This window comes from Streptomyces sp. NPDC048255 (assembly GCF_040652415.1).
Classification (GTDB): Bacteria; Actinomycetota; Actinomycetes; order Streptomycetales; family Streptomycetaceae; genus Streptomyces.
Map to the genome: position 1 here is coordinate 12,979 of NZ_JBEZMA010000030.1, position 12,531 is coordinate 25,509.

The window sequence follows — 12,531 nt, forward strand, 5'->3', positions numbered from 1 at the left end:
CCGTACGCCCCGCCAGGCCCGGGTACGGGAAAGGGCCGCCCCGGAGGACGGCCCTGGTGACTCTGCGTACGGCGCCGGTCAGGCGAGCGGACCCGTCACCGTCTCCACGGCGGCGACGAGCGCGCCGCTGCGTACGAACGCGTCGGCCGCGGCCAGGTCGGGGGCGAGGAAACGATCCGGCCCGGGACCCTCGACACCCGCCGCACGGGCGGCCCCGATCGCGGCCAGGCTGGCCGGGGCCGCGGTGAGCCCGTGGCGCAGCTCGATGGCGCGGGTGGCCGCGTACAGCTCGATCGCGACGATCCGGGTCAGGTTGTCGATCGCCGTACGGAGCTTGCGCGCGGCCGACCACCCCATGGAGACGTGGTCCTCCTGCATGGCGGAGGAGGGGATGGAGTCGGCGGACGCGGGCACCGCGAGCCGCTTCATCTCGCTGACCAGTGCGGCCTGCGTGTACTGGGCGATCATCAGGCCCGAGTCCACGCCCGCGTCGTCCGCGAGGAAGGGCGGCAGTCCGTGCGAGCGGTTCTTGTCGAGCAGCCGGTCGGTGCGCCGCTCGGCGATGGAGCCGAGGTCGGCGGCCGCGATGGCGAGGAAGTCCAGGACGTAGGCGACCGGGGCGCCGTGGAAGTTGCCGTTGGACTCGACGCGGCCGTCGGGCAGGACCACCGGGTTGTCCACGGCGGCGGCCAGCTCGCGGGAGGCCACCAGGGCGGCGTGCGCCATGGTGTCGCGACCCGCGCCGGCGACCTGCGGGGCGCAGCGCACGGAGTACGCGTCCTGCACGCGCGGGGCGGACTCCTCCTGGAAGTGCCCGGTGAGCCCGGAGCCCTTCAGCACGGCGGCCATGTTGGCGGCGGAGGCGCCCTGGCCCGGGTGCGGGCGGATGGCGTGCAGCTCGGGGGCGAGCACCTTCTCGGTGCCGAGCAGCGCCTCCAGCGTCAGCGCGGCGGTGATGTCGGCGGAGGTGTAGAGCTTGCCGAGGTCGGCGAGGGCCATGACCAGCATGCCGAGCATGCCGTCGGTGCCGTTGAGGAGGGCGAGGCCCTCCTTCTCGCGGAGCTCCACGGGCTCGATGCCGGCTTCGGCGAGCAGTTCGCCGGCGGGGCGGACGGTCCCGTCCGGGCCCTCGGCGTCGCCCTCGCCCATGAGCGCGAGCGCGCAGTGGGACAGCGGCGCGAGGTCGCCGGAGCAGCCGAGGGAGCCGTACTCGTGGACGACCGGGGTGATCCCGGCGTTCAGGACGTCGGCCATGGTCTGGGCCACGGAGGGCCGGACGCCGGTGTGGCCGGAGGCGACGGTCTTGAGCCGGAGGAACATCAGGGCGCGTACGACCTCCCGCTCGACGCGCGGGCCCATGCCGGCGGCGTGCGAGCGGACGATGTTGCGCTGGAGCTGGGCGCGCAGCTCGGGGCTGATGTGCCGGGAGGCGAGCGCACCGAACCCGGTGGACACCCCGTAGACGGGCTCGGGCTTGGCCGCGAGGGCGTCGACGATCTCGCGGGCGCGGGCGAGGGCGTCGAGCGCCTCGCCGGACAGCTCGACCCGTGCGTTGCCGCGGGCGACGGCGATGACGTCCTCGGCAGTGGTCCCGGACGTCCCCACCACGACAGTGTGCATATCCATATTCAGCACCCTACGGATTGAATCGCTACATGTCACTAGCCTGTTCCGTCACGAGTCAGCCGCGGCAGGACCCCTTACCCGGACCGCCGGCTCGCCGACCCCGTGACTAACCCCGCCCGCGGAAGCGGCGGCGGTCGGCCGTGCCCTCCTGCGCGGCGTCGGCGAGCCGCACCACGGCGGTGTCCCGCCCCGCCACGACGGGCTTCGGCGAGCGCGCGGCCTTGGCCTTGTACTGGGCCGCGTCGGCCAGCCGGAACAGCCGCCGGGAGGACTTCACCAGCCCGATCGGGTCCCCGGTCGACGCCACCCCGCAGGCCACGCCCTCGCCCAGCTCCAGCTCAGCAGCCCGGGTGCACAGCTCCTCGGTGACCCGTACCACCTCGTCGGCGCTCGGTCCGACCCCCACCAGGCAGAACTCGTCGCCGCCGAGCCGGGCCACCAGCGCGCCGGGCAGTATGGCCCCGCACAGGCTGAGCACCGAGCCGAAGCGTTCCAGCAGGCGGTCGCCCATGGCGTGGCCGAGGGTGTCGTTGACCTTCTTGAGCCCGTTCAGGTCGCAGACCACCAGGCTGACCACGACCCCGGTCCGCCGGTGCTCCTCCAGTGCCTCGTCGAGCCGCATGTCGACCGCCCGCCGGTTGGCGAGGCCGGTCAGCGGGTCGGTGAAGGCGAGCCGCCGGGCCTCCTCCAGCCGCTCGTTCTGCGCGAGCCCGGCGGCGACCACGGCGGCCAGTACGGTCGCGAACTCGGCGTCGTCCTCGTCGAAGTCGGGCAGCCCCTCGTCCCGGGCGACGTACAGCTCCCCCCAGGCGCGCCCGCTGAGCACGACGGGCGCCACCACGCAGGTCCCGCGCCCGCGGCGGCGCAGGGCCTCGCCACGGCGTCCGGGCCGGTCGCCGCCGGCGTTCTCGACCCAGGCGTGGGGGCCGCCGCCGCCGGCCCACCGTTCGTGCAGGAACTCGGTGATCTCGGGGAAGTCGTGCACGGGATAGGACTCGTCCTCGGGGAACTCCTCCTCCCCGGGCCTCCGCTCGCCCTCGTTCACCAGCACCCGCAGGCGCCCCCGCTCCCGCTCCCAGGCGGAGATCGCGGCGAACGAGCCGTCCAGCGCCGTCCGTGCCCCCCGCGCGGCCGCTCGCACACTGTCCCGCGGCGCGCAGGCCGCGGCCATCGCCTGCGCGAGGCCCACGACGGCTCGTAGCCGCCCGTCAACTCCCATCACCCCAGGTTAGGGAGTTTTGTCCGATTTGGTGACAACGGGCGCGGCATTCGGTACGCCAAGATCACCGACGGTGACCGGCGGCCGGGTGCGGACCGGCGCCGCGGTGCGGGCTCATGCCGGGACCACCGACCGGACCGGCGCCGCGGTACGGGCTGCTGCCCGGACCACCGCCCGGACTACTGCCCGGGCCAGTTCGGCTTGCGCTTCTCGTTGAACGCCGCCACGCCCTCCGCCCGGTCGCCCGAGAAGGCCACCGTCCGCCAGGCCGCGTCCTCGATCTCCAGCCCGGCCGCCAGGTCCATCCCGTGCCCGAGCCGCAGCGCGCGCTTCGCCGCCCGCAGGCCCACCGGGGAGTTCGCCGCCATCCGGGACGCCAGGGCCATCGCCTCGGCCGTGTCCTGCCCGGCCGCGACCACCGAGTCCACCAGGCCCAGGGCCAGCGCCTCGGCCGCCTCCACCCGGCGCGCCGTGAAGATCAGCTCGGCGGCCCGCGCGGCCCCCACCCGGCGCGGCAGCAGCTGCGTGCCCCCGCCGCCCGGGATCACCCCCACCGACACCTCCGGCAGGCCGACCACCGCCGTCTCGTCCGCCACGATCACGTCGCAGGCCAGCGCCAGCTCGAAGCCGCCGCCGAGGGCGAAGCCGTGCACCGCCGCGACGGTGGGCACCGGCAGCTCCAGCACGCCCCCGTACGCCCCGCGCGTGGTCGGCCGCTGCCGCACCAGCTCGGCGTCCGACAGCGAGTTGCGCTCCTTCAGGTCGGCGCCGACGCAGAACGCCCGCTCGGCGCTGGAGGAGAGCACCACCACCCGTACGGAAGGATCGGCGGCCAGCGCCGCGCAGGCCGCCCCGATCGAGCGGGCCATCTCCGTCGACACGGCGTTCATCGCCTTGGGCCGGTCCATGACCAGCTCGGCGACGTGCCCGTCACCTTCCCGACGTACCGCGACGAACTCTCCGAAGCGCTGCTCAGACATCCTGCGACCCTCCCGGTTAACGAGCGTTACCCGGGCAGCTTAGGGGGTCCCGGGCAGGCCGCGCCGGGCTCACGGCCTACGGCACCCGCCTCGCCGCGTTCTCGTCGGTCGCCGATGCTCCGCATCGGCTCCCTCCTCGGCTCGCGATGCACGGCGCCGTACGCCGCTCCCTGATCCGGCCCGGCCTACCCGGGCCCCCCTCGCTTCCGCCGCGTGAGCGACCAGGGCTCCACGACCCCGAGCCCGCGGACCGGCCGCTGCCACATGGGCTGGAGCGCGAAGCGGTAGGCCGTGCCCTCCTCGGGCGCCGCCTCGGCCTCCTTCTCCGACACCGGCGCGGCCCCGGTCCGGGCCAGCTCCTCGGCCATCGCCCCGTCCACCAGCACCGCGTCCTTCGGCGCTATCGACGTCAGACGGCTCGCCAGGTTCACCGTGGTCCCGAAGACGTCGCCCATCCGCGTCGTCACCGTGCCGAAGGCGATCCCGACCCGCAGCTCCGGCATCTGCGGGTCCGCCTCCATGGTCTCGATGAGCCGCAGCGCGATCTCCGCCGCCGTCGCGGCGTCGTCGGCGCAGTACAGCACCTCGTCGCCGAGCGTCTTGATCAGCCGGCCGCCGTGCGCGGCCACCAGGTCCGCCGACGTCGTCTCGAAGGACTCGACCAGTTCGCCGAGCTCCTCCTCCTCCAGCCGCCGCGTCAGGCGCGTGAAGCCCACCAGGTCCGCGAAGCCCACCGCGAGCCGCCGGTCGACCATCTCGTCGTCGTCCGCCACCTGCACCACGCGCCCGGTGGCCGCCGCAAGCTGGCGCCGCCACACGTAGACGAGGAACTCCTCCAGCTCCGGCAGCAGCAGCTCGACCAGCGGGTACGTGACCTCCGTACGGGTCATCCCCGGCTCCGGCGGCTCCGTCAGCCCCTCCAGGAAGGAGTCGATCTGCCACTCCGCCAGCCGCGCCGTGGTCTGCCCGGTGGACCGCGCCACCTGCACCGCCATCGGCTCGGACAGCAGCCCGGCCTCCACCAGACCGGCCAGCCGGCGCAGCGCCAGCACGTCGGCCTCCGTCAGCGCCTTGGCCTGGCCGATGTCGGCGAAGCCCATGGCCCGCCAGAAGCGCGAGGCCAGCTCCATGGAGACACCGGCGCTGCGGGCGGCCTGGAAGGGCGTGTAGCGGCGCTCGGCGCCCAGGATCAGCTGTTCCAGACGGATGGCGAGGGGGTCGGCCGTCGGCTGGGCCGTGTGGTCGACCTCGTGGTGGGGCGTGTGCTGGTCACGCCCGATGGGGGTGACCGGGCCGGATCCGGACGCACCGGATCCGGACGTACCGGCTCCGGCGGACGCGCTGGACGAAGGGTCGTCGACGGTCAAGGGCCGCCTCCTGTCCATTCCGTGCGCACTGCCCTGCCGAACCGGTTGATCACCGAGAGGACCGGGATCGCCTAAACCATACGGCAGGTGTGCCGTACCTCACTCCCTCTCCCGGGGGGCCGCTCCGCCTCCGGGCGGCTTTCGCCGGCTCGTGAGGGCGTACGCGCTCGTCACGCCGGTTCGTGCGCTCCTGCGCGCGGGCGCCCTCACTCCCTGTCGCATCCCTTCGGCCCGCCCGGCCCTGTGCGGCCCGTGCGGGCCCCGGCCGGACGGGGGCGGTCAGTGCACGGAACGGAGGTGGATCACGTCGCCCGCGCCGACCGCCTCGTGCTGTCCCTCCGCCGTACGGATCACCAGGCGGCCCTCGGTGTCGACCGCTTCGGCCGTTCCGGTGAGCGTGCGGCCGCCCGGCAGCTCCGCGCGGACGTGCCGGCCCAGGGTGGCGCAGCCCGCCGCGTAGGTCTCCTGGAGGCCGCTGGCCGCCGGGTCGCCGCCGGAGGCGCGCCAGTTCCCGTACCACTGCTCCAGGGAGCGCAGTACGGCCCTCAGGAGCGGGTCCCGGTCGGTCACGGAGGCCTTGGCCAGCGCGAGCGAGCCCGCGGCCGGCACCGGCAGCTCGTCCTCGGTCAGGGTGACGTTGAGCCCGATCCCGATGACCACGCCGTCGGCGACCCGCTCGGCGAGGATCCCGCCGGTCTTGCGCTCCTCGCCGTCCACGCTGACCAGCAGGTCGTTGGGCCATTTGAGGGCCGTGTCCACGCCTGCCGCGCGGGACAGCCCGGTCGCGGTGGCCACCCCGGCCAGCAGGGTCAGCCAGCCCCACCGCTCCTGCGGGACCGCGTCGCCCGGCTTGAGCAGGACGGAGAAGAACAGCCCCGACCGGGGCGGCGCGACCCAGCTCCGGTCGAGCCGCCCGCGCCCGGCGGTCTGCTCCTCGGCGACGAGTACGGCCCCCTCGGGCAGCCCCGCGGCCCGGGCGGCGAGGTCGCTGTTGGTGGACCCGGTGGCCTCGACCACGTCGAGGGAGGTCCACAGCCCGCCCTCGGTGACGACGGCCCGCTGAAGAGCGGCGGCATTCAGGGGCGGCCGCTCCAGGCTCGACCAACGACCGGCGGAAGCACCTGCTGAGGCATCTGATGGCATGATCGGATTCCTTATGTCGCCGTGTGTCATCCTCTGACCCGGGATTGCGTTCGGATCTTGACTGACCCTAGCTTCCGGCCTGTAGGGAATTCTGCGGTAAAGAGGGCATTCAGGTTCCGTTTCTACCCCGACGACGCGCAGACAACGGAGCTGTCCCGGACATTCGGGTGTGTGCGGAAGGTCTACAACCTGGCACTCTCCGCCCGCGCCGAGGCCTGGTCCCGTCGGGAACGGGTGAACTACGCGCAGACCTCGGCAATGCTCACCGCGTGGAAGCAGACTGAGGGACTGGCCTATCTGGGCGAGGTCTCCTGCGTGCCCCTCCAGCAGGCGCTGCGGCACCTGCAGAGCGCTTTCGTCGCTTTCTGGGGGAAACGGTCGCGCTACCCGCGCTTCAAGTCGAAGCGGAAGTCCCGGGCAAGCGCCGAGTACACCCGCTCCGCCTTCCGCTTCCGGAACGGTGAGCTCACGCTCGCCAAGATGGCGGATCCACTGCGCGTCATCTGGTCGCGCCCACTCCCGGACAGCGCCGAGCCGCGGCGATCGACCTTCTGACCGCCGGGCTGGCGGTGTCCGCCTGTGGAGCGGGCGTAAGTCCTCGGAGGGAGTCCTCCCGGACGAGGCGGCGCGCGACGAAGCAGGAAGCCCCACCCGCGAGGGTGGGATCCCCTCCCTTTAGGGAAGGTGGCGAGGCCAAGCAACCCACAGTAGGTGTGTCAAACGCCGCACTGCCGAGCGCCATGCCCGCCGTTACGCTACGCACCAGTAGCCAGCAGTAGTCAATCAATTGACCAGGCCGTTGACACCACGCAGGGAGCCGCGACCCCGATGTCACAACCCTCAGAGCCGATCGACATGCACACCACCGCGGGGAAGATCGCGGACCTGCAGCGCCGCATCGACGAAGCCACCCACGCCGGGTCGGCGCGGGCCGTGGAGAAGCAGCACGCCAAGGGCAAGCTGACGGCGCGTGAGCGGGTGGCGCTCCTCCTCGACGAGGGTTCCTTCGTGGAGCTGGACGAGTTCGCCCGGCACCGCTCCACCAACTTCGGGCTGGAGAAGACCCGCCCGTACGGCGACGGCGTCGTCACCGGGTACGGCACGGTGGACGGCCGCCCGGTCGCCGTGTTCTCCCAGGACTTCACCGTCTTCGGCGGCGCCCTCGGCGAGGTCTACGGCCAGAAGATCATGAAGGTCATGGACTTCGCCCTGAAGACCGGATGCCCGCTCGTCGGCATCAACGACTCCGGCGGCGCCCGCATCCAGGAGGGCGTCAGCGCGCTCGGCATGTACGGGGAGATCTTCCGCCGCAACGTGCACGCGTCCGGCGTGATCCCGCAGATCAGCCTCGTCGTGGGGCCCTGCGCGGGCGGCGCCGTCTACTCCCCCGCCATCACCGACTTCACGGTCATGGTCGACCAGACCTCGCACATGTTCATCACCGGCCCGGACGTCATCAAGACGGTCACCGGCGAGGACGTCGGCTTCGAGGAGCTGGGCGGGGCGCGGACGCACAACAGCACGTCCGGAGTCGCCCACCACATGGCCGGGGACGAGAAGGACGCCATCGAGTACGTCAAGTCCCTGCTGGCGTACCTGCCGTCGAACAACCTCTCCGAGCCGCCGGCGTTCCCGGAGGAGGCGGACACCGAGGTCACCGACGCCGACCGCGAGCTGGACGTGCTGATCCCGGACAGCGCCAACCAGCCGTACGACATGCACACCGTGATCGAGCACGTGCTCGACGACGCGGAGTTCCTGGAGACCCAGTCCCTGTTCGCGCCGAACATCCTCACCGGGTTCGGCCGGGTCGAGGGCCACCCGGTGGGCATCGTCGCCAACCAGCCGATGCAGTTCGCCGGCTGCCTGGACATCAACGCCTCCGAGAAGGCGGCCCGGTTCGTGCGGACCTGCGACGCCTTCAACATCCCGGTGCTGACCTTCGTGGACGTTCCCGGCTTCCTGCCGGGCACGGACCAGGAGTACAACGGAATCATCCGGCGCGGCGCGAAGCTGATCTACGCCTACGCCGAGGCCACCGTCCCCCTGATCACCGTCATCACCCGCAAGGCCTTCGGCGGCGCGTACGACGTCATGGGCTCCAAGCACCTCGGCGCGGACCTCAACCTGGCCTGGCCGACCGCCCAGATCGCCGTCATGGGCGCGCAGGGCGCGGTGAACATCCTGCACCGCAGGACCATCGCCGAGGCCGCTCCCGAGGAGGTGGAGGAGACCCGGGCGCGTCTGATCGCCGAGTACGAGGACGCGCTGCTGAACCCGTACACGGCCGCCGAGCGCGGTTACATCGACGCGGTGGCCATGCCGTCCGAGACCCGGGCGCACGTGGTGAAGGGGCTGCGGCAGCTGCGCACCAAGCGGGAGTCCCTGCCGCCGAAGAAGCACGGCAACATCCCCCTCTAGCCCTCCAGGAGGTCTCTGTGGTGATCAAGGTCGTCAAGGGCAACCCGACGCCGGAGGAGCTGGCCGCCGCACTGGCGGTGGTCCAAGCGCGCGCCGCGGCGCTGGCCTCCCAGCCGTCGGGCGCGCATCCGGTGGCGGACGAGTGGTCGGCTCCGTCCCGGGTGGCACGCCACCGGCTGCCGCAGCCGGGGCCGCGCGCGTGGGGCCGTACGTACTGGCCCGGTTAGACACGGGCAGCGGCGGTGGCCGCGGGCGACTGCCCGCGGCCACGGCCTGCCCCGGGGGGTGACCCGGATGCGTTCGCTACGATCTTGATCTTGCGCAGGATCGAGGGGGCGGATGTCATGAACGGGACGAACAACGCGTCGGACCACGGGGCCGGGCACACTGCGCTGCGCCCGCTGGCGGCGGGTGATCCGCGCGAGATCTCCGGATACGGGCTGCTCGCGCGCATCGGCGAGGGGGGCATGGGCTCCGTCTACCTCTCCCGTACGCGCGGCAGCCGGCCCGTGGCACTGAAGATGATCCGCCGCGAGTACGCCGGTGACCCGGAGTTCCGGCTCCGTTTCGAGCAGGAGGTGAAGGCGGCGCAGCAGGTGCGCGGCTACCACCTCGTACCCGTGCTGGACTACGACACGCAGGCCGAGCAGCCGTGGCTCGCCACCGCGTACGTACCGGGCCTCCCGCTTGACCAGGCTCTGGACGCCTTCGGACCGCTGCCGCTGCCCGCGGCCCTGCAACTGGTGGCGTGCGTGGCGCGGGCGCTGGAGTCCGTGCACGCGGTGGGGATCGTCCACCGGGACCTCAAGCCGGGGAACATCATGCTGGCCGCGGACGGCCCCTGGGTGATCGACTTCGGGATCGCGCGCGCCGCCGAGAACACGCGCCTGACGCGCAGCGGGAGCTTCATCGGCACCCCCCAGTTCATGTCGCCCGAGCAGGGCGTGGGAGGGGACCTCACCGCGGCGAGCGACGTGTTCTCGCTCGGGCTGATCGCCGCCGTCGCCGCGACCGGCCGCCACCCGTACGGCGAGGGCAGCGCGCTGACCGTGGCGACGCAGATCGCCAACACCGCCCAGCGGCCGCCGGACCTGTCCGGCTACCCCGACTGGCTGCGGCCGCTGCTGGAGGGCGCGCTCGCCGCGGACCCGGCCGCGCGGCCGGAGCCGGGCGAACTGGCGCGCCTGTGCGAGCGGTCCGCCGGCCGCGGAGCGGCCGATCTCGCCGGCTGGCTGCCGGAGCCCTGGGCCTCCGCCGTGGCGGCGCGGGAGGCGGAGCTGGAACGGCTTCCGGCGGCGGGGGCGGCGGGCAGCGCGGCGGCGGGTCCCCCACCCGCCCATGCCCCCGCGTACGCCGCCACGTACGTCCCCACGCAGGCACCGGGGGCCATACCCGGGTCCGGGGTGCCCCCGGTGCACAGCGCGCCGACGCAGGCGCCCGCGCAGCCTCCGCTGTTCCCGCCCGCACCGCCCGCCCCGGCGTCCGGCACCTCCGGTGCCCGCGGGAACCGGGGGCGGGTGCTCGTCGCGGCGGCCGTGGCCCTGGTCGCCGCGATCGGGGGCGCCGCGTGGGCGGTCTCGGGCGGCCTGGGATCCGGTGACGACGGCAAGGGCAGGACCCGGGCCGAGCAGCCGCAGGAGCAGCCGAAGCAGGACCAGTCGAAGCCGGAATCGCCTCAGCAGCCCGCGCAGCCCTCCGGGCAGCCGTCCGCACAACCCTCCGCGTCCAAGCCCGCGCAGGGCGGCTCGTACGAGGTGCTCTTCCAGGACAAGCCCCTGCTCATCGAGCCGCCGGCCGGTTCGATCATCACCGTCGACCTGGACGCGCCCAGGGTCCTGCCCAGCGGTGACAACAGCGACAAGGACGTGGAGTTCTACTACATCCTGCAGAACATGAGCTTCCGCAAGGCCATGGCCAAGTCCCCGGGCACCACGCCGGAGGTCTGCCGCCAGGCGGTGGACACCGGGCCGCTGCCCGCGGAGCTCTCCAATACGGCGCTCATCGAGGACGACGCCATCGCCGCGGGCGACGTCCTGTGCTCGGTGACCTCGAAGGGCAACCTCGCGATGCTCCAGATCACCGAGGTCAAGCCGACGGGCCGGCCGTACGACCCGCCCGGCTACGCCGGCAAGCTCACCCTCTGGAAGCAGCCGCCCGGCGCCAAGCCGTAGGTCCCGTCCGCCGAAGATGGCGGAACGGACGGTGGTGCCCTGAGTACCCGTACTCAGGCGCCACACCAGCCTCGGAGGCCAGGATCGGGGCATGCTCTGGTCCGACCCTAAGAACGAGCCGCCCAAGGACATGCGCGACGCGCAGGCGATGATCCGGCGGCTGACGGTGGTGCTCGCCGTCGCCATGCTCGTGGTGGTGTACGTCCTGGGCGTGGGCATGGGCTTCTAGTGCTGTGACCGGAAAGGTTCACCGGGTCGCGCCGCCCGGCACGGCACTTCGCCGCGCTGTCGGACTGCGCCGGTACGCCCACCGGCCACAGCACTAGGCGGTGTCCTGCCCTGCCCGGGCGACAGGACCCGGACCGCCGGGACCGCCCCCGTCAGGGGCCCGCCGCGCCCCTACGATGGCCCCATGACTGCTGACAACCCGCTGCCCGCGAACGGGCGCAAGCTCGTCCTCGCCTCCGCGTCCCCCGCCCGGCTGAACCTGCTGCGCCAGGCCGGGCTCGCCCCGCACGTCATCGTCAGCGGCTTCGACGAGGACGCGCTGGACCACGACGAGCCGGCCGAGCTGGCGCTCGCGCTGGCCGAGGCGAAGGCGGCCGTCGTGGCGGCCCTGGACGAGGCCGCGGGCGCCCTGGTGATCGGCTGCGACTCGGTGCTGGAGCTGGACGGCGAGGCGCTGGGCAAGCCGGCGGACGCCGAGGAGGCCACCGCCCGCTGGAAGTCGATGCGCGGCCGGGCGGGCGTCCTGCGCACCGGGCACTGCGTGATCGACACGGCGAGCGGGCGTCAGGTCTCCGCGACGGCGTCCACGACGGTCCGGTTCGGGGAGCCGACGGACGCCGAGGTGGCGGCGTACGTGGCGAGCGGCGAGCCGCTGCACGTGGCGGGGGCGTTCACCCTGGACGGGCTGTCGGCCCCGTTCATCGAGGGCATCGACGGGGACCACGGGAACGTGATCGGGCTGTCGCTGCCGCTGCTGCGCTCCCTGCTGGGCGAACTGGGTGTATCCATCACGGATTTGTGGGCCTGAGCTCCCCGAGCGCGGGCGGCGGCGCGTCCTGGATCCCGGTCGGGGCGGGCTTGGCCGCGTAGAGCATCAGGGCCAGGACCAGGAGGCAGAGGATCACCATCACCGCCGCGAAGGCGGGCCACCCCACGACGGCGACGGCGACCGCGCCGAGCAGGCCGTGGGTGACGGCGGCGGTGACGAGCACGATCCGGGCGAACCGGCCGGGGGCCCGGTCCCGCAGGGCGGCGACGGCGAGGAGCGCGGCGCACAGCAGGAGGAAGGCCCCCATGCCCGCCCCGAGCGCATAAGTCGCCTTGGACATGACATCCGGATCGCTGCCCGCGATGGACATCGACTGGCTTGCCGTGGTCCTGCCGAGCACGACATGGACGAGCACGAGCACCGCCGCTTCCGCGACGAGCACGATCGCGGCCAGCGCGGCCACGAGTCTTCGCAGCACGACGACCCCACCCCCCTCACGTCACAAGCCTGTTCGACGCCCTGGAGGCTACTAACGGGTAAACGTACGGACAAGGGGTGCGGACGGCTTCGTTGCGCCAGGGGTCCCCGACAGCGATCAAGCAAAGAA

11 protein-coding genes and 1 pseudogene are annotated in these 12,531 nt (G+C 73.1%); 6 read left to right on the top strand and 6 right to left on the bottom strand.

Going from position 1 to position 12,531, the window contains the following annotated elements; genetic code table 11:
* Positions 1-78 precede the first annotated feature (78 nt).
* The 5 genes from hutH to AB0D94_RS22820 form a co-directional block, all read right to left on the bottom strand.
* The gene (gene hutH, locus AB0D94_RS22800) at positions 79-1,620 is read right to left on the bottom strand and encodes a histidine ammonia-lyase (RefSeq protein WP_362055035.1); all 1,542 of its coding nucleotides are present in this window, start codon (positions 1,618-1,620) and stop codon (positions 79-81) included.
* A 112-nt stretch (positions 1,621-1,732) separates the two neighbouring features.
* Complete coding sequence (locus tag AB0D94_RS22805) at positions 1,733-2,845, bottom strand: GGDEF domain-containing protein (protein WP_362054923.1); 1,113 nt, start codon at positions 2,843-2,845, stop codon at positions 1,733-1,735.
* Positions 2,846-3,024: 179 nt separating this feature from the next.
* On the bottom strand, positions 3,025-3,825 hold the full coding sequence (locus AB0D94_RS22810; RefSeq protein ID WP_362054925.1) for an enoyl-CoA hydratase-related protein: 801 nt from the start codon (positions 3,823-3,825) through the stop codon (positions 3,025-3,027).
* Between the two features lie 185 nt (positions 3,826-4,010).
* On the bottom strand, positions 4,011-5,105 hold the full coding sequence (locus AB0D94_RS22815; RefSeq protein ID WP_362055037.1) for an adenylate/guanylate cyclase domain-containing protein: 1,095 nt from the start codon (positions 5,103-5,105) through the stop codon (positions 4,011-4,013).
* A 366-nt stretch (positions 5,106-5,471) separates the two neighbouring features.
* A complete protein-coding gene (locus tag AB0D94_RS22820) occupies positions 5,472-6,335 on the bottom strand; it encodes a biotin--[acetyl-CoA-carboxylase] ligase (RefSeq protein ID WP_362054927.1) in 864 nt (287 codons plus the stop codon).
* A gap of 57 nt (positions 6,336-6,392) precedes the next feature.
* Here AB0D94_RS22820 and AB0D94_RS22825 point away from each other — a divergent pair.
* The 6 genes and pseudogenes from AB0D94_RS22825 to AB0D94_RS22850 form a co-directional block, all read left to right on the top strand.
* A pseudogene (locus tag AB0D94_RS22825) lies at positions 6,393-6,872 on the top strand (transposase); the annotation flags it as partial.
* Positions 6,873-7,163: 291 nt separating this feature from the next.
* Positions 7,164-8,756, top strand: coding sequence for an acyl-CoA carboxylase subunit beta (locus tag AB0D94_RS22830; RefSeq protein WP_362054929.1), 1,593 nt, complete (start codon positions 7,164-7,166; stop codon positions 8,754-8,756).
* A 17-nt stretch (positions 8,757-8,773) separates the two neighbouring features.
* The gene (locus tag AB0D94_RS22835; RefSeq protein ID WP_362054931.1) at positions 8,774-8,983 is read left to right on the top strand and encodes an acyl-CoA carboxylase epsilon subunit; all 210 of its coding nucleotides are present in this window, start codon (positions 8,774-8,776) and stop codon (positions 8,981-8,983) included.
* Between the two features lie 90 nt (positions 8,984-9,073).
* A complete protein-coding gene (locus AB0D94_RS22840; protein ID WP_362054933.1) occupies positions 9,074-10,927 on the top strand; it encodes a serine/threonine-protein kinase in 1,854 nt (617 codons plus the stop codon).
* Between the two features lie 91 nt (positions 10,928-11,018).
* Positions 11,019-11,156: a hypothetical protein gene (locus AB0D94_RS22845; protein ID WP_362054935.1), complete on the top strand. Its 138-nt coding sequence runs from the start codon at positions 11,019-11,021 to the stop codon at positions 11,154-11,156.
* A 183-nt stretch (positions 11,157-11,339) separates the two neighbouring features.
* A complete protein-coding gene (locus AB0D94_RS22850) occupies positions 11,340-11,963 on the top strand; it encodes a nucleoside triphosphate pyrophosphatase (protein WP_362054937.1) in 624 nt (207 codons plus the stop codon).
* On the opposite strand, the gene AB0D94_RS22855 is transcribed toward AB0D94_RS22850, so the two are convergent.
* The gene (locus AB0D94_RS22855; RefSeq protein ID WP_362054940.1) at positions 11,944-12,402 is read right to left on the bottom strand and encodes a hypothetical protein; all 459 of its coding nucleotides are present in this window, start codon (positions 12,400-12,402) and stop codon (positions 11,944-11,946) included. The two genes, AB0D94_RS22850 and AB0D94_RS22855, sit on opposite strands and share 20 nt — an antisense overlap.
* Positions 12,403-12,531: the final 129 nt, after the last annotated feature.